General features: G+C 65.6%; 19 protein-coding genes. 12 read left to right on the top strand and 7 right to left on the bottom strand.

Going from position 1 to position 22896, the window contains the following annotated elements:
* Positions 1 to 240: 240 nt before the first annotated feature.
* The 6 genes from hemP (at position 241) to RSO41_RS04370 (ending at position 6528) form a co-directional block, all read left to right on the top strand.
* Positions 241 to 426, top strand: a complete 186-nt coding sequence (gene hemP, locus RSO41_RS04395) for a hemin uptake protein HemP (protein ID WP_315617852.1) — start codon at positions 241 to 243, stop codon at positions 424 to 426.
* Positions 427 to 766: 340 nt separating this feature from the next.
* A complete protein-coding gene (locus RSO41_RS04390; RefSeq protein ID WP_315617851.1) occupies positions 767 to 2767 on the top strand; it encodes a TonB-dependent receptor domain-containing protein in 2001 nt (666 codons plus the stop codon).
* A gap of 17 nt (positions 2768 to 2784) precedes the next feature.
* Complete coding sequence (locus RSO41_RS04385) at positions 2785 to 3843, top strand: ChuX/HutX family heme-like substrate-binding protein (protein ID WP_315617850.1); 1059 nt, start codon at positions 2785 to 2787, stop codon at positions 3841 to 3843.
* Complete coding sequence (locus RSO41_RS04380; RefSeq protein WP_315617849.1) at positions 3840 to 4739, top strand: hemin ABC transporter substrate-binding protein; 900 nt, start codon at positions 3840 to 3842, stop codon at positions 4737 to 4739. The genes RSO41_RS04385 and RSO41_RS04380 overlap by 4 nt, the downstream gene beginning before the upstream one ends.
* On the top strand, positions 4730 to 5773 hold the full coding sequence (locus RSO41_RS04375) for an iron ABC transporter permease (RefSeq protein ID WP_315617848.1): 1044 nt from the start codon (positions 4730 to 4732) through the stop codon (positions 5771 to 5773). The genes RSO41_RS04380 and RSO41_RS04375 overlap by 10 nt, the downstream gene beginning before the upstream one ends.
* Positions 5767 to 6528 carry an ATP-binding cassette domain-containing protein gene (locus RSO41_RS04370; protein ID WP_315617847.1) on the top strand — a complete coding sequence of 254 codons (762 nt, stop codon included), beginning with the start codon at positions 5767 to 5769 and terminating at the stop codon, positions 6526 to 6528. The genes RSO41_RS04375 and RSO41_RS04370 overlap by 7 nt, the downstream gene beginning before the upstream one ends.
* 368 nt (positions 6529 to 6896) lie before the next feature.
* Here RSO41_RS04370 and RSO41_RS04365 read toward each other — a convergent pair whose 3' ends face one another.
* Positions 6897 to 7400 carry a hypothetical protein gene (locus tag RSO41_RS04365; protein WP_315617846.1) on the bottom strand — a complete coding sequence of 168 codons (504 nt, stop codon included), beginning with the start codon at positions 7398 to 7400 and terminating at the stop codon, positions 6897 to 6899.
* A gap of 182 nt (positions 7401 to 7582) precedes the next feature.
* Here RSO41_RS04365 and RSO41_RS04360 point away from each other — a divergent pair, with 182 nt between their 5' ends.
* Positions 7583 to 9172 (top strand): peptide chain release factor 3, encoded by a 1590-nt coding sequence (locus RSO41_RS04360; RefSeq protein ID WP_315617845.1) that lies wholly within the window; start codon positions 7583 to 7585, stop codon positions 9170 to 9172.
* A gap of 223 nt (positions 9173 to 9395) precedes the next feature.
* Here RSO41_RS04360 and RSO41_RS04355 read toward each other — a convergent pair whose 3' ends face one another.
* Positions 9396 to 11078 (bottom strand): AMP-binding protein, encoded by a 1683-nt coding sequence (locus RSO41_RS04355; protein WP_315617844.1) that lies wholly within the window; start codon positions 11076 to 11078, stop codon positions 9396 to 9398.
* 158 nt (positions 11079 to 11236) lie between these two features.
* A complete protein-coding gene (locus RSO41_RS04350) occupies positions 11237 to 11695 on the bottom strand; it encodes a MerR family DNA-binding transcriptional regulator (RefSeq protein ID WP_315617843.1) in 459 nt (152 codons plus the stop codon).
* 209 nt (positions 11696 to 11904) lie between these two features.
* On the opposite strand from RSO41_RS04350, the gene RSO41_RS04345 reads away from it, so the two are divergent.
* The 5 genes from RSO41_RS04345 (at position 11905) to RSO41_RS04325 (ending at position 17859) form a co-directional block, all read left to right on the top strand.
* Entirely contained in the window at positions 11905 to 13071 is a 1167-nt protein-coding gene (locus RSO41_RS04345) for an acyl-CoA dehydrogenase family protein (RefSeq protein WP_315617842.1), read from the top strand.
* 21 nt (positions 13072 to 13092) lie between these two features.
* Positions 13093 to 14241: an enoyl-CoA hydratase/isomerase family protein gene (locus RSO41_RS04340; protein WP_315617841.1), complete on the top strand. Its 1149-nt coding sequence runs from the start codon at positions 13093 to 13095 to the stop codon at positions 14239 to 14241.
* A gap of 15 nt (positions 14242 to 14256) precedes the next feature.
* Positions 14257 to 15159: a 3-hydroxyisobutyrate dehydrogenase gene (gene mmsB, locus RSO41_RS04335; protein WP_315617840.1), complete on the top strand. Its 903-nt coding sequence runs from the start codon at positions 14257 to 14259 to the stop codon at positions 15157 to 15159.
* 95 nt (positions 15160 to 15254) lie between these two features.
* Positions 15255 to 16436, top strand: a complete 1182-nt coding sequence (locus RSO41_RS04330; RefSeq protein WP_315617839.1) for an acyl-CoA dehydrogenase — start codon at positions 15255 to 15257, stop codon at positions 16434 to 16436.
* A 217-nt stretch (positions 16437 to 16653) separates the two neighbouring features.
* Positions 16654 to 17859 (top strand): CaiB/BaiF CoA-transferase family protein, encoded by a 1206-nt coding sequence (locus RSO41_RS04325; protein ID WP_315617838.1) that lies wholly within the window; start codon positions 16654 to 16656, stop codon positions 17857 to 17859.
* Positions 17860 to 17865: 6 nt separating this feature from the next.
* Here the strand turns inward: RSO41_RS04325 and RSO41_RS04320 are convergent, their stop codons facing one another.
* The 4 genes from RSO41_RS04320 to RSO41_RS04305 all read right to left on the bottom strand — a co-directional run bounded on the left by RSO41_RS04320 (position 17866) and on the right by RSO41_RS04305 (position 22798).
* On the bottom strand, positions 17866 to 18957 hold the full coding sequence (locus RSO41_RS04320; protein WP_315617837.1) for a DUF1513 domain-containing protein: 1092 nt from the start codon (positions 18955 to 18957) through the stop codon (positions 17866 to 17868).
* A 3-nt stretch (positions 18958 to 18960) separates the two neighbouring features.
* Positions 18961 to 19986, bottom strand: a complete 1026-nt coding sequence (locus tag RSO41_RS04315; RefSeq protein ID WP_315617836.1) for an imelysin family protein — start codon at positions 19984 to 19986, stop codon at positions 18961 to 18963.
* Positions 19987 to 19995: 9 nt separating this feature from the next.
* Positions 19996 to 21405, bottom strand: a complete 1410-nt coding sequence (locus RSO41_RS04310) for a di-heme oxidoredictase family protein (protein WP_315617835.1) — start codon at positions 21403 to 21405, stop codon at positions 19996 to 19998.
* A 109-nt stretch (positions 21406 to 21514) separates the two neighbouring features.
* Positions 21515 to 22798: an imelysin family protein gene (locus RSO41_RS04305; RefSeq protein ID WP_315617834.1), complete on the bottom strand. Its 1284-nt coding sequence runs from the start codon at positions 22796 to 22798 to the stop codon at positions 21515 to 21517.
* Positions 22799 to 22896: the final 98 nt, after the last annotated feature.

The raw sequence follows: 22896 nt of genomic DNA, 5'->3' as shown, positions 1-22896 counted from the left end.
GGCAGTCCTTCGAGTCTTCAAGCCAGTCGTCAAGGTTCCGCGCTCGCTCCATGGCCGCGCGGCAGGCGTCGGCTCATGCCGTGAGCCGGATCAAAATAGCCATTGTATCAGGGTGATAGCGATTCGGCTCGGTGTCCCCGATGAACAACACTGACCCTTGCCGGTGCTTGAAGCCGAGCCAGGGCGGTGGTATAAATTGATTCTGATAATCGTTATCATTAGCGAAAAGGATTGACTCTCATGCCGGCTTCAGGACCACCGTCATCGCAGGACGCGTCAACAGAACGGCACACGCGCGGAGAGGCGGTCAGGAGCATCGACAGCGATTCCCTGCTGGGTCGCGAGGGGCGCCTGATCATCCATCACGAGGGGCGGCGCTATGTGTTGCGGCGGACGCGATTGGGGAAGTTGATTCTGACGGCATGAGCTACGAGCTACGAGCTACGAGCTACGAGCTACGAGATGCGAGATGCGAGATGCGAGATGCGAGATGCGAACCCCTGATTCCTGGTTTTCGGGGTTGCTCGCGGCTCGTGGCTCGTAACTCGAGACTCCTGGTTTTCGGGGTTGCTCGTGACTCGCGGCTCGTAACTCGAGACTCCTGGTTTTCTTGGGGTTGCTCGTGGCTCGTGGCTCGTGGCTCGTGGCTCGAAGCTCGAGGCTCGTGACTCAAAACTCGTCACTCGATAATGCCAGCCAGGTGCGGTGACGCCGTTCCCAGCCAGCCATCCGAATCACCAAGGAAACTGCCCGGGAGCCCTGGCTTATGAAACCCTGTCACTCCATCGCCGCTGCCATGGCGTGGACCCTGCCCATCGTCGCGACTCAGGCGGTGGCGGATGCCTCGTCTGATAGTGCCGCGTCGGCGGCCACGCTGGACGAAATGACCGTCACCGGCACGCGTCTGCCCGGTGACCCGTCCCGTGCGCCCTTGATCCTGGATGTCATCGACCGGGACGATCCGGCACTTTCCACGGCGTCGAGCGTCGAGGACGTGTTGTCCCGGCAGCCCGGGCTGCATGTGGCAGGGAGCGGTCGCCGCAACGGCCAGACCCTGAGCCTGCGCGGCTTCGATTCCAACGGCGTACAGGTACGCCTCGACGGGATTCGCCAGGACATCAACACCGGCCATCTGGGCGCCTTCTATATCGACCCTTGGTTGATACGCGAGGTCCAGATCGCTCGCGGTGCCTTGTCCAGCCTCTATGGCAGCAACGCCATGGGTGGGGTGGTGAGCTTCGAGACGGTGGAGGCGTCGGACCTGTTGCGGCCGGGTGAGCAGGGCGGCATGCGGTTGTCGCTGGGTGGTGCCACGGCCCGCGATGAGATGGGGGGTGCCTTCAGCGCCTTCGGCGAGCGCGAGACGGCCAATGGGGCGGTGGATGGCCTGGTCTCCGTGGGGCGTCGCGAGTCTGGCGAGATTCGGCGTGCCGGTGGGCAGGAGGCCCCCGAGGATGCTGAGCTCGATAGCCTGCTGCTCAAGGGCGGCTGGCAGCCCGATGACCAGAACCGCCTCTTCGCCCAGTGGCAGCGTTATGACGAAACGGCCACCCAGCCCGCCAATCCGCAGCAGCTGACGACCGAGGACGCTTATCGCCGGCGCCAGGTGACCAGCGACAACGTGCAGCTGGGGCATCGCTGGCGTTCCGGGGCCGCCAGCGAAGTGACGTCGCGACTGAGCCTGAGTCGCCAGGAGATCGACGAGGACGATGCCAATCGCACCCTGGAGCGTTGGGGCGTGCAGAGCGATGGCTACCATCGCCTCGAGCACGGCTGGCTGACCCAGACCCTGGTGTTCGGCGCCGAGGCGGATCGCGCCAGCCAGCGGCCGGGTGGCGGGGCCTCGGGCTTTCCCCATGCCGATATCGATACCCAGGCCCTGTATCTCGAGGATACCCTGACGGCGGGGCGTCATCTCTCCGAGGGCGGCGCCGGGGTCTTCGACCTGGGACTGGGCGCGCGTTACGACCGCTATGACGCCGAGGACGCCGCCGGTCGCGAGACCGAAGAGACCCAGCTCTCGCCGAGGCTACGGCTGTCCTGGCGCCCGACATCGGGGCTGATGGTCTACAGCGGTTATGCCGAGGCCTTCCGTGCCCCGAGCCTGTCCGAACTCTATGCCGACCAGCGGCACTTTGCCGGCTTCTGCCCCTCGCCGGGCTTCTGCTTCCCCGACAATTACTGGGTGCCCAACCCCGATCTGCAGCCGGAAACCAGCCGTACCTGGGAGAGCGGCGTTGCCTGGGAGCGGGGGGACTGGGCCCTGCGTGCCAGCTATTTCGATACCCGTGCCGATGACTTCATCGACAGCGAGGTGGATATCTCGGCCGGCACGACCCAGGCCGTCAATGTCAATCGTGCCCGACTCTGGGGCTTCGATGCCCGCCTGGCCTGGGAACCCGAGGACTGGCCCGAGTTTCGCGCCTTCGCCGGCCTGTCGGAAGTCTCGGGCAAGGACCGCGACAGCGGCGAGGCGCTGGGCAGCGAAACGCCTCTGGAAGCCACGCTCGGGGCCGATCTGGACCTGCTCGACCGGGCCCTGACCCTGGGCTGGCGAGGACGCTTCGCCAATTCCTATGACCAGCCGGATGGTGAGGGCAGCCTGCCCGGTTACGGCCTGCACGATCTGCAACTGGCCTGGCGGGTCACCCCGGCCTTCAGCACGTCGCTGCGCCTGAGCAACCTTGGCGACAAGGTGTGGTACCGGCCCAGTGGCGCACTCGGTGATGGGCGTAGCCTGTTCGCTGCCTTCAATCTGCAATGGTAATAGAGGGGGTCACGATCATGAGCATTTCCCGAATCTCCAGCACGGCGCGCCGCCGCGCGATCCTCGATGCTTTCGATGCGATGCGCGAGACGTCGCCGAGCCAGTCTGCCGAGCACATCGCACAGCGCCTCGATATCAGCGAGGGCGAGCTGCAGGCGGCCCGCATCGGGCGCGATACCTGGACGCTGTCACTGGCGCCCCGAGAGCTGGCGAGGCGCTTCGAGGCGCTGGGCCAGGTCGAGGCGAGGACGCATTCGTCGGCGGCGACGCTGCTCCAGCGAGGGCGTTACCCACGGCTGGCCGGAGGGGATGCTGCCGGCTTGCTGTTGGCCCCGGGCGGGCTGGATCTACGGCTGCTGTTCTCCCACTGGCACTGGGCCTGCCTGGTGCGTGAGCGCCCGCGTTGCGGCTCGATCGACTGGCGAGTGCAGGTCTTCGACCAGCATGGTCGCGCGCTGCACAGTTGCCGAGCCCTGGACACGGCGCTGGGCGATGGCTGGACGAGCCTGTTCGAGGTTGCCACCGAGGATGAGCCGGCCTTCACCCAGGAGATGCCGCGACCGGCCAGAGTGCTGTCCGATGTCGAGGGGGTGGCCGAGGAATGGCGAGCCATGCGCGATGTGCATCAGTTCTTCACCTTGTTGCGCCGCCATGGCCTCGAGCGCCACGAGGCCAATGCCCTGATGGAAGGGCGCTTCACCGAGGCGCTGGCGCCGACGGCCGTGGAGAGCGTGCTGCAACGGGCCAGCGAGCAGCATATGCCGTTGATGAGTTTCGTCTCCAGCCCCGGCTGCGTGCAGATTCGTACCGGTACTCTGCCGTGGCCCGAATGGTGTGATGGACGACTGACGCTGTCCGACCCGAGCTTTGCACTGCGTCTGGACGAAGCGGCCATCTCGCGTGTGTGGCGGGTGCACAAGCCCAATGCCGACGGTGGCGTGACCAGCCTCGAGGCCTTCGACGATCAGGGTCGGCTGATCCTGCAGTTGTATGCCGAACGTCGCGAGGGGCAGGCGGAGCGCACCGACTGGCGACAGCTGCTGGAGGCCTTTCCACGCTGGGAGGCGGTGGCATGATGGCGAAGGGATGGCGAGCCGGTCTCGTCGGCCTGTTCGGCAGCTTGCTGTGCGCGGCGATGCCGGCGCTGGCCGACGATGAGCGTTGGGTGGTGCTGGGCGGCGATATGGCCGAGACCGTGGCGGCGCTGGGGGCGGCCGATCGACTGGTCGGGCGGGATGACACCAGCCTTTATCCCGACGCGGTGGCGACCTTGCCCTCGGTGGGCTATCTGCGGCGTCTCTCGGCGGAGAGCGTGCTGTCGCTGCACCCGGATCGCATCCTGGCCAGCGATGATGCCGGGCCGGCGGAGACCCTCGAGCAGCTCGAGGCGGCCGGGGTGGCGGTCGAGGTGATCGACAGCCCCGACCGGCTGGCGTCGATTCCCGACAAGGTCCGCGCCGTTGCCGGGGCGCTGGATCTCGAGGCGCGGGGGAATGAACGGGTCGGTGAACTGCGCGACGAGCTCGATGCCTTGGCGGCACTGCCCGAATTGCCGGAGGCCCGGGCCATGTTCATCCTCAGCCATGGCGGCATGACGCCCATGGTGGCCGGTCGGGACACGGCGGCGCAGGCAATGCTGGAGGCGGTGGGGCTCGATAACGCCTTCGCCGACATGGAGGGCTACAAGCCGGTGGGCGCCGAGGCGCTGGCGCGCCAGTCCCCCGAGCTGGTGCTGATATCGCGCCGTGGGCTGGCGGCCCTGGGCGGCGAAAAGGCGCTCTGGGCAATGCCGGGGCTCGACATGACGCCGGCCGGTCGCGACAAGCGATTGCTGGTGGTCGACGACCAGGGACTGCTGGGGTTCGGGCCGCGCACACCTTCCTTGTTGCTGGCACTGCGCGAACGCCTCGACGCCTTGCTGGCGGGGGATGATACCGCCCTGATCGAGCGGGAGACGCCGCCATGGACATGACGCTGTCGCACGCCGGGCGAGGTGCGTTGCCACGCCGGCGCCTCTCGCATCGCCTCGGTGTATTGGGTGGCCTGTCGCTGGCCTTGCTGCTGGCTCTTGGCTGGGCGGCGTCTTCGGGTTCCCTGGGTATCTCGCCGGTCGAACTCGTGACGGGCGAGGTGACGGCAATGGATGGCCGGGTCTGGTGGCAGCTTCGTCTGCCGCGCTTGCTGCTGGGAGTGCTGGTCGGCGCCATGCTGGCAGGCAGTGGGGCGGCCATGCAGGGGCTGTTTCGCAATCCGCTGGCCGATCCGACCCTGCTGGGACTGGCCAGTGGCGCCGGGCTGTGCGTGGCGGTCTGGGTGGTGCTGTTTCCCGGCAGCGACGCCTTTGGCCTCTATGGCCAGTTCGTGGCCGGTTTTCTGGGGGCGCTCGGGGTGTGCCTGCTGGTCTTCGGGCTGGCACGACGTCGGGCGGGTAGCGGTGCCGTGCTCACCCTGCTGCTGGCGGGATTGGCGATCAATACCCTGGCCGGTGCCGGGGGCGGCCTGCTGGCCTTCCTGGCCAGCGATGAACAGCTTCGGCAGCTCAGCCTGTGGGGCATGGGCAGCCTGGCCCATTCACTATGGGGCGCGACCCTGGTGGCGCTGGTGCTGGTGCCGCCGGCGCTGGTCGCGCTGCTGCGTCGGGCGCGGGATCTCGACCTGCTGCAACTCGGCGAGGCAACGGCCCATGCCGCGGGTCTGGATGGCCGGCGCCTGACGCGTCGCGTGGTGGCGGCGACTTCCCTGGGCGTCGGCGTCTGTGTGGCCGTGAGCGGGATCATCGGCTTTCTCGGCCTGCTGGTGCCGCATTGCCTGCGCTTGTGGCTGGGGCCGGGGCATCGCCTGCTGCTTCCGGCCTCCATGCTGGGCGGTGCCTTGCTGCTGGTGGTGGCCGATGGCCTGGCCAGGGTGCTGGCGATGCCCGCGGAAATGCCGGTGGGGCTGCTGACGAGCCTGCTGGGCGGCCCCTACTTCCTGTACCTGCTGCTGCGCGGGAGGCATGGATGCTGAACCTTCATCATGCCGGCCTGATCGACACGCCCAGCCTGTCGCCGTTGCATGGAGAGGTGAGGGCGGGGGAGCTGCTGGCCATCGTCGGGCCCAATGGGGCCGGCAAGACGACGCTGTTGACGCTGCTGTCGGGCTTTCGCCACTCGCAGCTCGGGCCGGTGACCCTGGATGGCTGGTTTCTGGATGCCTGGACACCGGCGGCGTTGGCGGGACGTCGAGCGTTGGTCGCCCAGTTCGAGCCGACGGGGTTCGACTGGCGGGTGCGTGACCTTGTGGTGCTGAGCGGTGACCCGGGGGACGCGGCGGTCGCCGAGATCATGGGACAACTGGAGCTTTCCCGCCTTGCCGGGCGGGGTGTCCTGAGTCTTTCGGGGGGCGAGCGTCAGCGGGTCATGGTGGCCCGTGCCCTGTGTCAGCTGGCGGCGGCCCCTCGCGACGACAAGGCGCGAGATGGCGGCCTGCTGTTGCTGGATGAGCCGACAAGTGCCCTGGACATCGGTCAGCAGCAACGCATGATGCGCCTGTTGCGGCGGTTGGCTGCGGAGCGACACATGGCGGTGGTCGGTGTGCTGCATGACCTCAACCTGGCCGCGACCTATGCCGACCGGGTCTGGTTGATGGCAGCCGGCAAGCGGGTGGCCCATGGCACACCGGACCAGGTGCTCGAAACCGAGCGTCTGGCGCTGACCTACCGTGCCGAGCTGCAGGCGCTGGAGCGTGACGGGGCGGCTCCCTGGCTGGCCCTGAAACCCTGAGAGGGCGTCGCCCAGGTAGCGAGCGGGCCGGCCATCATGACAATGAGCGTCGTCGGGCCCTCCGAGTTCGAGGCGCGCATGCCGAGGCGATCATGTTGCCGGCTTACTGAAACTGGCATACTGCCTGGCCATCGACGAGCTCGTGGCGACGAGCCGACATCTTCGCGCATGATCGTTCAAGGGAGATCATCGTCATGTCCAGACCGCGCCCCTGGTGGTATCTGTTGGCCTTTGTCATGATGGCCCAGGCGTTGAGCGGCTGCTCGCCCATCCCGGATATGCCGGGGCCGATCGGCATTCCGGGGCTGTAAACCCGGTCGCCGGAACACGCTGCCACGTGAGTGGCGAGTCGATTCGCCGGCGGTGTCTCACCGTTGCTCGAGAATGATCGACTCGATTTGCCACTGCCGTTCTTGTGCGCTGCAGCCCGGTACATCATTGCAACGCTTCAAGGTCATGGTCCCTTCGTGCGAGAAGGGCTCGCCGCGGCGGGTCCCCGACACTCGGATCGGGACCTCGGCATACAGGGTGCCTGCCGCGCCTTCCGTTCGGGCGGCTCCCGTGGCCTCTCCGTCGAATGACTGATAGGCGAGCATGGACTGCCCGAAGCGCTCGCTTCCGCCCTCGTGGGTCGGGGAGTCCGGTGCCCACATGGCATAGGCCTGGTCGAAGGCTCCCGTCTCGAGGTGGCGGAAGTAACGCTCGCTGGTCGAGACGGGGGCACGTGCCGCATTGGCGGTCCTGTCGTCGGTGGCGGCGGCTTCCTGTCGTTCCGGCGTCGTCGGCCCGGGAGCGCAGGCGGTCAGGCCTGACAGCATGATCATGAGGCCGGCCAGCGCCGCACCTTTCAGGAAGATGGGTCGGCGGTCCATCGTCTTGTCTCCTTATTCTTGGATGGGACACGCCCATGTGTCGCCACCTGAATTCCGTTTCCATCGTGCAGCGTAGCACCGTTCCGGGCTTGTCGGTACAATTGGCGCATTCCTCATCCATACTCGCCTGGCTGCTTTCGGATTGGAGTACAGGGGCTAGTACAACGCAGAGCCATGTTGTAATGACAGACGCCAAGCAGGCCCAGGAAACCGGGCTTCGAAGGACATTCGCCATCATTTCGCACCCCGACGCGGGCAAGACCACCATCACGGAAAAGATGCTGCTGTTCGGCAACGCCATCCAGATGGCGGGCTCCGTGAAGAGCAAGCGCGACGATCGCCACGCCACCTCCGACTGGATGAAGATGGAGCAGGAGCGCGGCATCTCCGTGACCACCTCGGTGATGCAGTTCCCCTATGGCGGGCGTATCGTCAACCTGCTCGACACGCCGGGGCACGAGGATTTCTCCGAGGACACCTACCGCACCCTGACGGCAGTGGATTCGGCGCTGATGGTGATCGACGGCGCCAAGGGCGTCGAGGACCGCACCATCAAGCTGATGGAGGTGTGTCGGTTGCGCACCACGCCGATCCTGACCTTCATCAACAAGATGGACCGCGATATCCGTGATCCCATCGAGGTGATGGACGAGGTCGAGGATGTGCTGAAGATCCAGTGCGCGCCCATGACTTGGCCGATCGGCATGGGGCGTCACTTCAAGGGCGTCTACCACCTCTACAATGACGTGATCCATCTCTATACCCAGGGGCAGGGCAACCGCATTCCCGAGGACGAGCGGATCGAGGGGCTCGACAATCCCGAGGTCGACGAGGTACTCGGCGAGGATGCCGCCGAGGAGCTGCGCATGGAGGTCGAGCTGGTGCGTGGTGCCTCTCATACCTTCGACCATGCTGCCTACCTGCGCGGCGAGCTGACACCGGTGTATTTCGGTACCGCCATGGGCAACTTCGGCGTGCGTGAAATGATGGACGGCTTCGTCGAGTATGCGCCGTCCCCGCAGCCCCGCGAGACCGACCTGCGGACCGTCGAGGCCGAAGATGGCAGCTTCAGCGGTTTCGTCTTCAAGATCCAGGCCAACATGGACCCCAATCATCGTGACCGTGTCGCCTTCCTGCGAGTCTGTTCCGGGAAGTACGACAGGAACATGAAGATGCGGCACGTCCGTATCGGCAAGGACGTGAAGATCGCCGATGCCCTGACCTTCATGGCCTCGGATCGTGCCCATGTGGAAGAGGCCTGGCCGGGCGACATCATCGGCCTGCATAACCACGGCACCATCCAGATCGGCGATACCTTCACCCAGGGCGAGAACATGCGCTTCACCGGCATTCCCCACTTCGCCCCGGAGCTGTTCAAGCGTGTACGCCTGACGGATCCCCTGCGCATGAAGGCCCTGCAGAAGGGGCTTCAGCAGCTCTCGGAAGAAGGGGCGACCCAGGTGTTCATGCCGCTGGACAACAACGACTTGATCCTCGGCGCGGTGGGTACGCTGCAGTTCGACGTGGTCGCCCATCGTCTCAAGCAGGAGTACAAGGTCGACTGCATCTACGAGGGCGTCAACGTGCAGACCGCGCGCTGGATCCAGTGCGACGACCCGAAGATGCTGGAAGACTTCAAGCGCAAGGTCAGCGCCAACCTGGCCATCGACGGCGGCGGCCACCTCACTTACATCGCCCCGACCCGGGTCAACCTGCAGATGACCCAGGAACGCTGGCCGGACGTGCAGTTTCATCACACGAGGGAGCACTGACCAGGCCGTGCCCGGGCGGAGCCCGGGCACGGCCTGGAGCTGTAAGCTTTAAGCTGTAAGCCATAAGAAAAACCAACCGGGCTTCGCCCGGAGCGGTAAGCTATAAGCTTTAAGCTGTAAGAAAAAACAAAAAACCTTGTTCCCGGAAGCTTCGGGGGTATTCTCTGGCCGGCTTACGGCTTACGGCTTACGGCTTACGGCTTACGGCTTACGGCTTACGGCTTCACAACCCCAACTCGTGCACGGCTTCTTCCCGCATCTTGAATTTCTGGACCTTGCCGGTGACGGTCATCGGGAAGTCGTCGACGAATTTCACGTAGCGGGGGATCTTGAAGTGGGCGATGCGCCCCTGGCAGAAGGCCTTGAGTTCTTCTTCGTCGAGGGTTTCGCCTTCGCTGAGCTTGACCCAGGCCATGATCGCCTCGCCGTACTTCTCATCGGGTACGCCGATGATCTGGACGTCGGAAATGGCGGGGTGGGTGTAGAGGAAGTCCTCGATTTCGCGGGGGTAGATGTTCTCGCCGCCACGGATGATCATGTCCTTGATGCGGCCCACGATGGCCACATAGCCTTCGTCGTCCATGGTGGCGAGGTCGCCGGTGTGCATCCAGCCGGCCGAGTCGATGGCGTCTGCGGTGGCCTCGGCGTTGTTCCAGTAGCCGAGCATCACGCTGTAACCCCGGGTACAGAGTTCGCCGGGCTCGCCTCGCGGTACCGCGGCGCCGTTGTCCGGGCTGACCAGCTTTACCTCGAGATGGGGGTGAATGGTGCCCACCGTGGTCACCCGTTTGTCGAGCGGTGCGTCGGTCTGGGTCTGGAAGCTTACCGGGCTGGTCTCGGTCATGCCGTAGCAGATGGTGACGTCCTGCATGTGCATCCGCTCGATGACCCGGCGCATGACCTCGATGGGGCAGATGGAGCCGGCCATGATGCCGGTGCGCAGGGACGAGAGGTCGAAGCGCTCGAAGTCGGGGTGCTCCAGCTCGGCGATGAACATGGTCGGTACGCCGTAGAGCGTGGTGGCGCTTTCCTCACTGACGGCTTCGAGAGTGGCCAGGGGGTCGAAACCGTCACCGGGATAGATCATGGCGGCGCCATGGGTCACGCAGCCAAGGTTGCCCATGACCATGCCGAAACAGTGGTATAGCGGAACCGGGATCACCATCCGGTCGGTCTCGTCGAGCTTCATGGTCCGCGCCACGAAGAACCCGTTGTTGAGGATGTTGTGGTGGGAGAGGGTGGCGCCCTTGGGCGCGCCGGTGGTGCCCGAGGTGTACTGGATATTGATCGGTTCGTCGAACTGCAGGCTGGCCTGGCGCTCGGCCAGGCGTTCGGCGGAGACGTCTCCGGCATGCTCGAGCATGGCCGACCAGTTCCACATGCCGGGCAGGGCACGAGTATCGTCGAGGCAGATCACGCGTTTCAGCTCGGGGAGCCGCTCCGAGCGCAACGATGTGGCGCTCTCGGCGTCCTGGAGTTCCGGCACCAGTTCCGCCAGGGTTGCGACGTAGTCTGATCCCTTGAAGGCACCCTGCAGGACCAGGGTGGAGGTGCCGGATTGGCGAAGGGCATACTCCAGCTCGTGGGTGCGATAGCTCGGATTGATGTTGACCAGGATGGCACCGAGCTTGGCGGTGGCGAACTGAGTGATGGTCCATTCGGCGCAGTTGGGCGACCAGATGCCGACCCTGTCGCCTTTCTCGACCCCCAGGGCCATCAGGGAGCGGGCGGCGCTGTCCACCGCATCGCGGAGATCCCGCCAGCGGTACCGCAGGTCCTGGTGACGACTGATCAAGGCATCCCGCTCGGGAAAACGGGCCACGGTATCATCGAAGCAATCCCCGATGGTCTGTCCCTTCAAGGGCGTGTCGCTGATACCGCTGACGTAACTGATATGGCTTGGCATGGCGGCTCCCGTTTGTTGTTCACCCGGGCTGCGCCCGGAGCTGTAAGCCTTAAGCTATAAGCTTTAAGTAATACCCTTCGACTGGCCTGCTGGGTGGCAACATCCTGGCTTACGGCTTACGGCTTACGGCTTACGGCTTACGGCTTACGGCTTACGGCTTACGGCTTACGGCTTTTTTCTTCCTGCCCCAACTGGCGGAGGACGTCCCGGGCTCGCTGGTCCACGTCGTCGATCTCCATACGCATCAGGCGAATGTCCTCTTGCTGACGTTCGAGGTTGGCGCGCTTTTCCTCGAGTATCTCGATCAGCCGCTTGAGCTGGCGCGCGTTACCGTCGGGCATGGCGTCGTACATCATCACCACTTCCCGGATCTCGGCTAGCGAGAAGCCGAGGCGCTTGCCCCTCAGGGTCAGCTTGAGTCGGACCCGGTCCTTTTCGCGGTAGATGCGTTTCTGGCCTTGCCGAGAGGGGGCCAGCAGCCCTTCCTGCTCGTAGAAGCGAATGGTGCGAGGCGTGACCTCGAACATTCTGGCCAATTCACCGATGCTGTAAGTACGCTGCTGCCGAGGCAGGGCGTCGACATTTTCATCGGGCTCCTGGGATGGCGATCGACTCATATGACGTTGTTTCCTGTAGCCGGGCGGGTTCCCCGCCTCGTCTGGCAACCCTAGACGAGGTTTACGTTAACGTAAAGTGCTTGTTCGACCATGGGGTGATATGGGATAAACCTAGCAAGTGCTAGGTTGGTGCCGCGCCAGGCCGGAAGCCCCGGCGGGTCATTGATCACCGACCCGGTATTACACTGCCGTTCGATGAGAGGTTCCCCATGGATTTTGCGCTGACCGAAGACCAGAAGGCGTTGGCCGATGCCGCCGCCGATTTTGCCCGGGCCGAGCTGGCCGAGCATGCCGCGGAGTGGGATGCGAACTCGCACTTTCCGGTCGATGTGATTCGTCGGGCCGGCGAGGCCGGGTTTCTCGGCATCTATACCCCCGAGGAGCACGGCGGGCTCGGCCTGTCGCGGCTCGAGGCCTCCTTGATCTTCGAGCAGCTCGCCCAGGGCTGCGTGTCCACCACGGCCTATCTGACCATTCACAACATGGTGACCTGGATGGTCGCCAGCTGGGGTGACGAGGCCCTGCGGGCGCGCTATGTCCCGGCCATGATAGCTGGTGAGGCGCTGGGCTCCTACTGTTTGACCGAGCCGGGCGCCGGCTCCGATGCGGCCAACCTGCGGACACGGGCAGTCAGGGACGGGGACGACTACCTCATCAACGGCTCGAAGATGTTCATTTCCGGTGCCGGTGCCACCGAGGTCCTGGTCGTGATGGCGCGTACCGGTGAACCGGACAGCGGGGCGGGCGGTGTCTCGGCCCTGCTGGTGCCGGCGGATGCCGAGGGCATCGAGTACGGCAAGAACGAGGAAAAGATGGGCTGGAAGAGTCAGCCCACACGATTGGTCAGCTTCGATGACGTGCGCGTGCCGGTCGGCAATCGGCTGGGCAGCGAGGGAGAGGGCTTCAAGTTCGCCATGAAGGGACTGGATGGCGGCCGGCTCAACATCGCCAGCTGCTCGCTTGGTGCTGCCCAGCATGCCCTGACGCTTTCGCGGGACTATATGGCCGAGCGCAGGCAGTTCGGTCGAGAGCTTTCCTCCTTCCAGGCGCTGCAGTTCAAGATCGCCGATATGGCCAGTGAGCTTACCGCGGCCCGGCTGATGGTTCGTCACGCTGCCTGGCGCCTCGATCAGGACGACCCGGAGGCCACGGCGCATTGTGCCATGGCCAAGCGCTTCGCCACCGATGTCGGCTTCAATGTCTGCAACGAGGCCCTGCAACTGCACGGCGGCTATGGTTACATCCGGGAGTATCCCCTGGAACGCCTGGTGCGCGACACTCGCGTACACCAGATCCTCGAGGGAACCAACGAGATCATGCGCTTGATCGCCGCCCGTCGGCTGCTGGCTGATGGCGTCATCGAGACGCTTCAATAACCGGATACCAGGAGAACAGCGATGTCGGACCTCGCGGTTTGCTTCGACGAGCTGCCCACGCGTGGCGGCGGACGTATCGGCGTGGCCAGGCTCAATGCGCCGAAGGCCCTGAATGCCTTGTCGCTGGAAATGATCCAGCTGTTGGCCGACAAGCTCGATGCCTGGGCGGTGGACCCTAGAGTGGTGGCCGTCTGGCTAGAAGGCAGTGGCGACAAGGCCTTCTGCGCCGGGGGCGATGTGGTGGCGTTGTATCGCTCGCTGCAGGAAGCCGGCTCATCGGACTTCCCCGAAACCTATTTCACCGCCGAGTATCGTCTCGATCATCGTATTCATACCTATCCCAAGCCCTTGCTGGTCTGGGGCGATGGCATCGTCATGGGGGGCGGTCTTGGCCTGATGGCCGGTGGTTTCCAGCGGCTGGTGACCGAGACCACCCTCATCGCCATGCCGGAAATCACTATCGGTCTGTATCCCGACATCGGGGCCAGCTGGTTCCTCGGTCGCATGCCGAAGGGTATCGGGGCCTACCTGGGCCTGACGGGCGCCCAGCTCAATGCCCGCGACGCGCTGGACCTGGGGATGGCGGACCGCTTTGTGCCACGCGAGCGCCGTGACGACCTGCTCGGGGCCCTGGCCGAGGCCGACTACGGCGAACGTGATGTGTCGACGTGCCGTCGCGTGGCGATGGCCGCTCTCGACCGGTTCGAGGCACGCCAGCAGGCTCCCGACGGGCAGGTGTGGCGGCATCGTGATCATCTCCAGGCCATGGTCGACCGAAGCGATGTGACCGAGGCGGTGTCTCGCCTGCTGGCCGATCACAGTGACGACCCCTGGCTGGCTGCCAATCGGTCCAGGCTGGAAACGGGGTGCCCGATGACCGCGCATCTGGTGTGGCGCATGCTGGAGCGCCATCGACGCGGCAGCCTGGCCGATGCCTTCCGCGACGAACTGGCGCTGTCGGTGCAGTGCTGCCATCGGGGCGACCTCGCCGAGGGGGTGAGGGCGCTGCTGATCGACAAGGACAAGCAACCCCGTTGGTCCCATCGTGATGTGGCCAGCGTGCCGGAGACCGAGGTGCGAGCGCTCATGACGTCACCCTGGGAGGATGAGAAGCATCCGCTGAGGGACCTAGGCGTCGGGCAGAGAATCCAATACAAGACTCACCAATGATCGAGGAGCAGTGCCATGAAAATCGCCTTTATCGGACTCGGCAACATGGGCATGCCGATGGCCACCAACCTGGTCGGGGCCGGCCATGATGTCGTGGTTCATGATCTCGTCGAGAGCGCCATGGCAGCGCTGGAGAAGGAAGGGGCGAGGCGCGCGGAGAGTGCCGAGGCGGCGTGCGCCGATGCCGAGGTCGTCATCTCCATGCTGCCTGCCGGCGTGCATGTCCGCGGGCTCTACCTGGGCACCGAGGGGGCGGGCCTGCTCGATGCCCTCGATCACAAGCCGTTGATCATCGATGCCTCGACCATCTCGCCCGACGACGCTCGCCTGGTGGGCGAGGCCGCCACCGAGCGTGGCCTGACCTATCTGGATGCACCGGTATCCGGTGGCATCGGCGGGGCCAGGGCCGGCACCTTGACCTTCATCGTCGGCGGCGCCGAGGCAGGCTTCGAACAGGCCAGGCCCGTGCTCGAGTGCATGGGGCGCAACATCTTTCATGCCGGCCGGATCGGTGATGGCCAGGTGGCCAAGATCTGCAACAACATGCTGCTCGGCATCTTGATGAGCGGAACCGCCGAGGCGCTGTCGCTTGGTGTGAAGAATGGGCTGGACCCGTCGGTGCTCTCCGAGATCATGAAGCAGAGCAGTGGCGGCAACTGGGCACTCAACGTCTACAACCCCTGGCCGGGGGTGATGGAAGGGTCGGCTGCGTCCCGAGACTACCAGGGGGGCTTTCTCACCGACCTGATGGCCAAGGACCTGGGACTGGCCTGGGAGCTGGCACTCAAGACGCGGGCCGGTGTGCCCATGGGGTCCCAGGCGCGCAACCTCTTTGCCCTGCACAGCGCTCAGGGCAACGGTGGCCTGGACTTCTCCAGCATCCAGAAACTCTATCGGGCCGGCGACGACGACGCCTGAGCGGTTCGTCATGGCGGCGTCCGGCGGATGCGGGGTTGGCAGCGGCATCTTTTTGATCTACATTATTTTAAAATGTAGATATTTTGGAGCGCCTCATGAGTCAGATCACCCCCGTTACCTGGGACGATCCCTTTCGCCTGATCGATCAGCTAGACGGGGAGGAGCGGCTCGTCCAGCAGACGGCCCGTGACTACTGCCAGGACAAGCTGCTGCCCCGTGTGCTGGAGGCCAACCGGCACGAGCGCTTCGACCGCGAGATCATGACCGAGATGGGGGAACTCGGCCTTCTGGGCGCCACCATCGAGGGGTATGGTTGCGCGGGCATGAATTACGTCAGTTATGGCCTGATCGCCCGAGAAGTGGAGCGTGTCGACTCCGGTTATCGAAGCGCCATGAGCGTGCAGTCCAGCCTGGTGATGTATCCCATCCATGCCTTCGGCAGCCAGGCCCAGAAGGACAAGTACCTGCCTCGGCTGGCCAGCGGCGAATGGGTGGGCGCCTTCGGCCTCACCGAGCCGGATCACGGCTCGGACCCCGGCAGCATGTCCACGCGGGCCATGCGCACCGAAAGCGGCTGGCGGCTCAACGGCACCAAGACCTGGATTACCAACTCGCCCATCGCCGATGTCTTCGTGGTCTGGGCCAGGGACGACGAGGGCCTGGTGCGCGGCTTCATTCTGGAGAAGGGCATGGCCGGCCTGTCGGCGCCGAAGATCGAGGGCAAGTTCAGCCTGCGCGCCTCGGTGACCGGCCAGATCGCCATGCAGGACGTGGAGGTCGACGACGAACAGCGCCTGCCCGAGGTGACCGGCCTCAAGGGGCCGTTCTCCTGTCTCAATCGTGCTCGCTACGGTATCGCCTGGGGCAGCATGGGGGCAGCCGAGGCCTGCTGGCATGCCGCGCGCGACTATACGCTGGAACGCAAGCAGTTCGGCCGCCCGCTGGCCGCCAATCAGTTGATCCAGAAGAAACTCGCCGACATGCAGACCGAGATCGCCCTGGGGCTTCAGGCCGCCCTGAGGGCGGGGCGCATGATCGATGACGGCCAGCTCGTGCCCGAGGTCATCTCGTTGATCAAGCGCAACAATTGCGGCAAGGCACTGGACATCGCTCGCCAGGCCCGGGACATGCACGGCGGTAACGGCATCAGTGACGAATACCATGTGATTCGCCATGTGATGAACCTCGAGGCGGTGAACACCTACGAAGGCACCCATGACGTCCACGCGCTGATTCTGGGGAGGGCGCAGACCGGCCTGCAGGCCTTCACCGGTTAACGGGTACGGCTTGCTGACGGCATAGCACCTGACGCGGCGCAGGCGGCAAGCCGGAGAGGAGGTCATTTGCCAGGGATGGCAAATGTAGCGCCCAGGGAAGGGTTCACAGCGCCTCCTCGATGGCTTGTCGCCGATAGCCGATAGCCCAGAGTCCAGAGCAGCCTCGATCGATATCGCCAAGTCTGCAGGCTGGCATGAATTTTCTCCAAGGACTCCCATGAGCAAACCACTGAAAGGCGTCGTGGTGCTGGATATGTCGCGGGTGCTGGCCGGTCCCTGGGCGGGTCAGTTGCTGGCGGATCTGGGTGCCCGCGTCATTAAGATCGAACATCCCGAGCGCGGCGACGATACGCGTGGCTGGGGCCCGCCCTGGTGGGAAGGCGAGGCGGATGCCGAACGGCTGGCCGCCTATTACCTGTGCGCCAATCGCGGCAAGCGTTCGCTGGCCGTGGATATCGCCACCGAGGGCGGGCAGGCGCTGGTCAGGGAACTGGCCGCCGGCGCCGACGTGTTGCTCGAGAACTTCAAGGTCGGTGGTCTCGCCAAGTACGGGCTGGACCCGGCAAGCCTGCGTGAGCGCAATCCACGGCTGATCGCCTGTTCGATCACCGGGTTCGGGCAGGACGGCCCCTATGCCGGACGAGCCGGCTACGACTTCATGATTCAGGCCATGGGCGGGTTGATGAGCCTGACCGGCGAGCCCGATGGCATGCCGATGAAGACCGGGGTGGCCATCACCGATGTGATGACCGGTCTCTACGCTACCATCGGCGTGCTGGCGGCGCTTCACGAGCGCCGTTCGACCGGTGTCGGGCGACATATCGATGTGTCGCTGCTCGACGTCCAACTGGCGACCCTGGCCAATCAGGCCCTGAATGCCCTGGTGACGGGGGAGAACCCCGAGCGTCACGGCAATGCCCATCCCAATATCGTGCCTTACCAGGCCTTTGCCTGTGCCGATGGCTATCTAGTCCTGACGGTGGGCAACGACGCCCAGTTCGCCCGACTGGCGAGCCTGTTGGGCCATCCGGAGTGGGCCGATGATCCAACCTGTGCCACCAATGCCGCCCGGGTGGCGCATCGCGATGTGCTGGTGCCGAAAATCGCCGTGGTCCTCCTGACACGGCGGCGAGACGACTGGCTTTCGGAGCTGGAGGCACTGGGCATCCCTGCCGGTCCGATCAATACCCTGACCGAGGCCTTCGACGATCCCCAGGTTCGCCATCGTGGCCTGTACCGGGAACTCTCCCGGCATGGGCAGCGCTTGCCCCAGGTAGCCAATCCATTGCGCTTCGATGGCCAGAGTGCCACCAGCGACACGCCGCCACCGGCGCTCGGTCAGGACAGCGACGCCGTGCTTGCCGAGATGGGCCTGTCCACCGAGGATATCGCCGAGTTGAGGCGCCGAAACATCGTGCGGTGATGCCGCTCAGGTCAGGTGGTTATCCCAACGAACATCCCATGCCCCCAGTCGTTGTGGTGCGCTGCCGTCGCCACCCACCCGGTAGAGCCCGCCCCCGCCGGAGGAGACCAGGAAACCGCCTCGGCCGTCGCAACGGGCGCCGGCGGCATCGGGCAGATGGTGGCTGGCCAGCAGTCGGCCGTCCCGACTGTCGAGCAGCAGGACCCGGTGGCCGCGTGGCGCCGTGATCAGTGCGCGCGGCATGTCCCGGCCGATGGCGATGCTGGCGGTATATTGGCGCAATTCGTCGGTGAGCGGGCCGGGCAGGGATATCTCGGAAAAATCGCCTTGCGGTGACAGGCGGGCGATCAGGGGGCGCCGTTCCCATTCGGGGCCCTGATACTGATAACCGGCGATCACGGTGCCATCGGCGCCCACATCGAGATGCCGGCAACTGAGCTGGTGATGGCTGGGCGTATGGCGGGCCGAAATCTCGCCGCTTTGGCGGTCCATCAGCACGAGTGCCGGGGCCATGTCGTCGAGGTTGAGCTTGGCGCGCCCGTAATCGGGGTGGGTGCGGATGCCGCCGAGGCCGATGGCCAGGGTTCGGCCATCCGGCATCAGACGCAGCTCGTGAGGGCCGATGCCGTTCAGGGGCAGGTCATGTCGATGGGCATAGCCCTGCTCGGCGTCGTAGACGCGTACCAGGCCGGCGGCGTCCTCGATGCGGTTGGCGGTGACGTAGAGATAGCGTCCGCTCGGGTCGAAGACGCCATGCCCGTAGAAGTGGTGGTCAGCGCCGGCCTCGATCCGGGCGGTCTCGGCTCGGGCCTGGCCGTCGACGACATGCAGTGAACGCCCTGGGCGCCGGGCGAAGAGTACTGCCTGGGGGCCCCCGGGACGCAGGCAGCCGCCATGGCAGCGCTCCGAGACCGGGATGCGAAAGGCGCGTTCTTCCCCGGGCGAAATGGCCTGGATGTAGTGATGGCCGTCGGCATCGTCCACGGCACTGAATAACCAGTTGGCCTGCTTCCGGCCCGGAAGGCCCCAGGCCAGGCCGGGCAGGCCGAGGGCGCCGAGCCCGGCGAGTCCTGTCTTGAGAACGTCGCGCCTGTGCATGCGTCAGTCTCCATCGCTGGCGTTGAAGCCTCGCACCAGACCCAGGACGCCGCCGATTTCCTCGAGCCGGTAGCGCAACTGGCCGATCTGGACATGGAGTCCCTGGAGTTCGCCGAAGGGGGTGTCGTCATCGAGGGCTGGCGCCACGCCGGGCGACATCCCGGCGGCACGCCGCCGGGCGCGGTCCAGCGTCTCCCGGAAGGCGTCGGCGAGGGCCGCTTCATCGTGTCGGGCGAGCAGTGTCTTCAAACCCGGCAGGAAGGTATCTTCCAGACCATGCAGGGTGCCCTCGATCAGCCGGACCGATCGACCGCTGCGCCAGGCCTCGGCCAGATAGCCGTTGGCAGCACCGCCGGTCAGCCCCATGGGGGCGCCCAGGCGCTTGTCCTCCAGGGTTTCCAGGGCCAGCAAGGCGCCATGCAGCGTGGAAGCGGTATAGCTTGCGGTGTCCCGATAATGCCCGCCGAAACGTTGCCAATCGCGCTGCAGGGCGTTGGTGCCATCCGCCAGGTGGGTGGTGATGGCCCGCAACAGGCCACAGGCAACAGGACTTGCCAGGGCCCCGGCGCCTTGCATGCTGTCATCGAAGAGCAGGTATTCGAGGGCCGGAAATCCCTGGGAGGCGACGCTGTCACCGGCGATCTGCTCGGCAGAGGGCGGTTGATCGGCCGCGAGCCAGGCCTGCATCTTGCGGCCGACCAGATTCTTGCGGTCGGGCCAGAACTGGAACTGCCAGGCGCGGCTCTGTTGTTCGATGGGCCCGAAGTCGACGAAGCGTACGGCTTGCCACGCCTGGTAGGCATCCAGCCAGTTGCGGGTCAGGCGTTGGCGGTGCGTGGCATCCGGTTGCTCGCAGAAACGGGCGGCACTGGCTTCCAGTCGCTCGCTGGCATCGGCGAGGACGCCGTAGCGTTGTTCGATGGCCTGGTGCCAGCGCTCTCTTGCCTGGGATGCGCCGTCGTCGGCCAGCAAGGGCGTGGTGGCCAGGGCGAGGGCGGCAAGGCCGAGTCGGCCCAGTCGTTTCAGCATCGTGTTTCCTCACAGCGATTCGAGAAAGCGGATCAGTTCGGTGCGGCGTCGGGCCGGTAGAGCACGGTAGGCGTCGACGCTGGCCCTGGCCTCGCCGCCATGCCAGAGGATGGCTTCTTCCAGGGTGCGGGCGCGGCCGTCGTGAAGAAAGCCCGCACGCGGGTTCACGGCCTGGGCCAGGCCGATTCCCCACAGCGGGGGCGTGCGCCACTCTCGGCCGCTGGCCTCGAACTCGGGGCGTCCGTCGGCCAGGGCCTCGCCCATGTCGTGCAGCAGGAGGTCGCTGTAGGGCCAGATCGTCTGGTCGGCCAGGGCGGCGCGCGAGGCGTCCGGCGGTGTCTCGTGGCGGGGCGTGTGGCAAGCGGCGCAGCCGAGCGCGTTGAAGGCGTCGGCGCCGGCCTGTACGTCAGGATCGTCCATGTCGCGGCGTGCCGGGACGGCCAGGCTGCCGGCGTAGAAGGTCACGAAACGTGCGATCTTGTCGCTGACCTCGGGCGTGCCGCCGTGGGGGAAGCGGTCGCACGCCTGGCTCGGCATGCAGTCGGTGCCGGGGACCAGATTCGAGGTCAGCCCCATGTCGCCGGCGAAGGCATGCAGGCTCTGCTGCTCGATGCTCGGTTCGCCGGCCTTCCAGCCGAAGCGTCCGAGGACGGTGTCGCCCCGACGTTCGTCCCAGACCCGGTTGACGCGACCCGAGATACCATCGCCATCGGTATCGTCGGGGTCGGCGGCGGCCTCGATGACGTCGGCGGGCAGTGCCTCGAGCAGCCCCAGGCCGATCATCGGCGGGGCCACGCGAGGCGAGACTTGAAGGTCGTCCGGCAGCGGCCCATAAGCGGGCGAGTCGATGGTGTAATGCGGTTCTCGCAGGGAGACGATCTCGCCGTCATCGAGGCGGACATCCCGTTCGGTGTAGTGCAGGCGCATCTTGCCTTCGGGCTCGGCGCCGGTGATGGCGGCGGTCTGCAACTGGCGGCCATAGCCGGGTACCGGGTGCACGCCCAGGCGGGTCAGGGTGTCGTCATCGGCACCATCCGGGGGAAGCGAGAGGCGCAGGAAGAGGGAGACGGCGCGTTCGTCGCCACTCGGTGGATGGCCGCGCCCATCCTTGATATGGCACCCCTGACAGCTATTGGTGTTGAGCAAGGGGCCCAGGCCATCGCGTGCCTCGGTGCTGGCCGGGGCTTCCACCCAGGGGTTGCGGAAGAAGCTGTTGCCGACACTGAAGTCGAGCCGATCGGTCATGGGCATGTTGCCGAGCGGCAGGGAATAGGCGTTGTGATCGAACTGCTGCACGGTGCCGTCACCGCCGCTCAAGGGCGTGTCCTGAATGAGAGGCGGCGCGGCGTTGGCCAGGCCGGGCCCGGAGAGGACCAGGAAGGCGAGCAGTGTGCGCGCGGGAGAGGGCAGGAGCGTCATCTTCGAGCCTTGCAGTCACGATACGGGTCGCCACCAGCGGGACTGGCGGCGACCGGGTGAGGCACATGAGGTTGGTGATCTTCAGGCATGTTTCCACGCGGAAGGCGCGTCAGAAGGTGTGTCCGGCATCGTCGGATTGCAGCGAGGCCACACCGAGCTCGCCTGCTGCCTTTTCGATGGAGCCGGTCTGAGTCACCAGCGCCAGGATGGCGTTGTTGACCAGTTTCGATCCGCGTTCGTTCCCCGGTGCGATCATCATGTCGAAGGCCATCGGGTCCTGATCGGCTTCGGCGGCCTGCTTGAGGGCCTCGAGCTCTGCCATGCTGCCGGCGAGCTGCTCCGTCAGAATGTCGTCGAGCTTGCTGTTCTCGGCGGCGACCAGGTCGGAAAGGGAGGGGCCTTCCAGCGTCGAACCGTCCAGGCTCCGATAGGTTCCGGTATAGACGTTCTGAATGCCCTTGCCGTTGTAGTAGTGGGAGTTGTGGGTGTTGTCGCTGAAGCAGTCGTGCTCGTCTTCGACGGAGTTGGCTTCCAGGGCGACCTTCATGCGTTCGCCGGCCAGCTCGCCGAGCGACAGCGATCCCATGCCGAACAGCATGCGGCGCAGTCCTTCCTCGGGGGACTCGCCCAGCAGGGCCTGGCGATAGTTGTCGTCCTGCCCGGGCGCCCATTGGGCCACCATCCATTCGAGGTCGTCGATGAGCAGGTCGGAAGCGGCATCGAGATAGGCGCCGCGGCGGTCGCAGTGGCCATGGGTGCAGGCGTCGCCGGTCATGAAGTCACTGGCAGGGCGTTCGCCGTTGCCCGATTCGAAGCCGTGAAGGTCCTGCCCCCATAACAGGAACTCGATGGCGTGATAGCCGGTGGCGACATTGGCCTCGGAGCCGCCGATCTCGTTGAGGTCGGCCAGCAGCTCTGGCGTCAGTTCGCTGACGTCGACGGTCTTGCCGCCGACCTGAATGCGCTCGTTGGCGATGATGTTGGCGGTGGCGCCGGCATTGCCGAGCTCGTGCTGATAGCCGTCGTCGGCGACGTAGTCGATCATGCCTTCGTCCAGGGGCCAGGCGTTGAGCTGGCCTTCCCAGTCATCGACCACCGCGTTGCCGAAGCGAAAGACCTCGCTCTGCTGATAGGGAATGCGTGCCTCGAGCCAGGCCTGGCGGGCCGCCGCCAGGGTATCGGCATTCGGCTCGGCGAGCAGGGCGTCGATGCGTTCGTCGAGGGTGCGGGCGGCGCCCAGGGCATCCTGGTAATTGACGTGGGCGAGATCGGCATAGTGGTCGACGACGTTCTCGGCCGTGGCATCGCCTTCGGCGGCCATGGCGGTGACCGGGAAGAGAGCGGAAAGGACGATGGCGCGGTGCAGCGGGCGTGGTGCGAAGAGGGTCGGCATATCGGCATCCTTGTTCGAGCTCGCCTGAATGTGTGACGAGGTTCGTGGCGAGAGATAGGCAAGTGTCATCACATCAATGTAGTGAAACGATAACCAAT

Source organism: Halomonas sp. I1, from assembly GCF_032334135.1.
Lineage (GTDB): Bacteria > Pseudomonadota > Gammaproteobacteria > Pseudomonadales > Halomonadaceae > Halomonas.
This window is presented reverse-complemented; position numbering and strand designations above follow the sequence as displayed.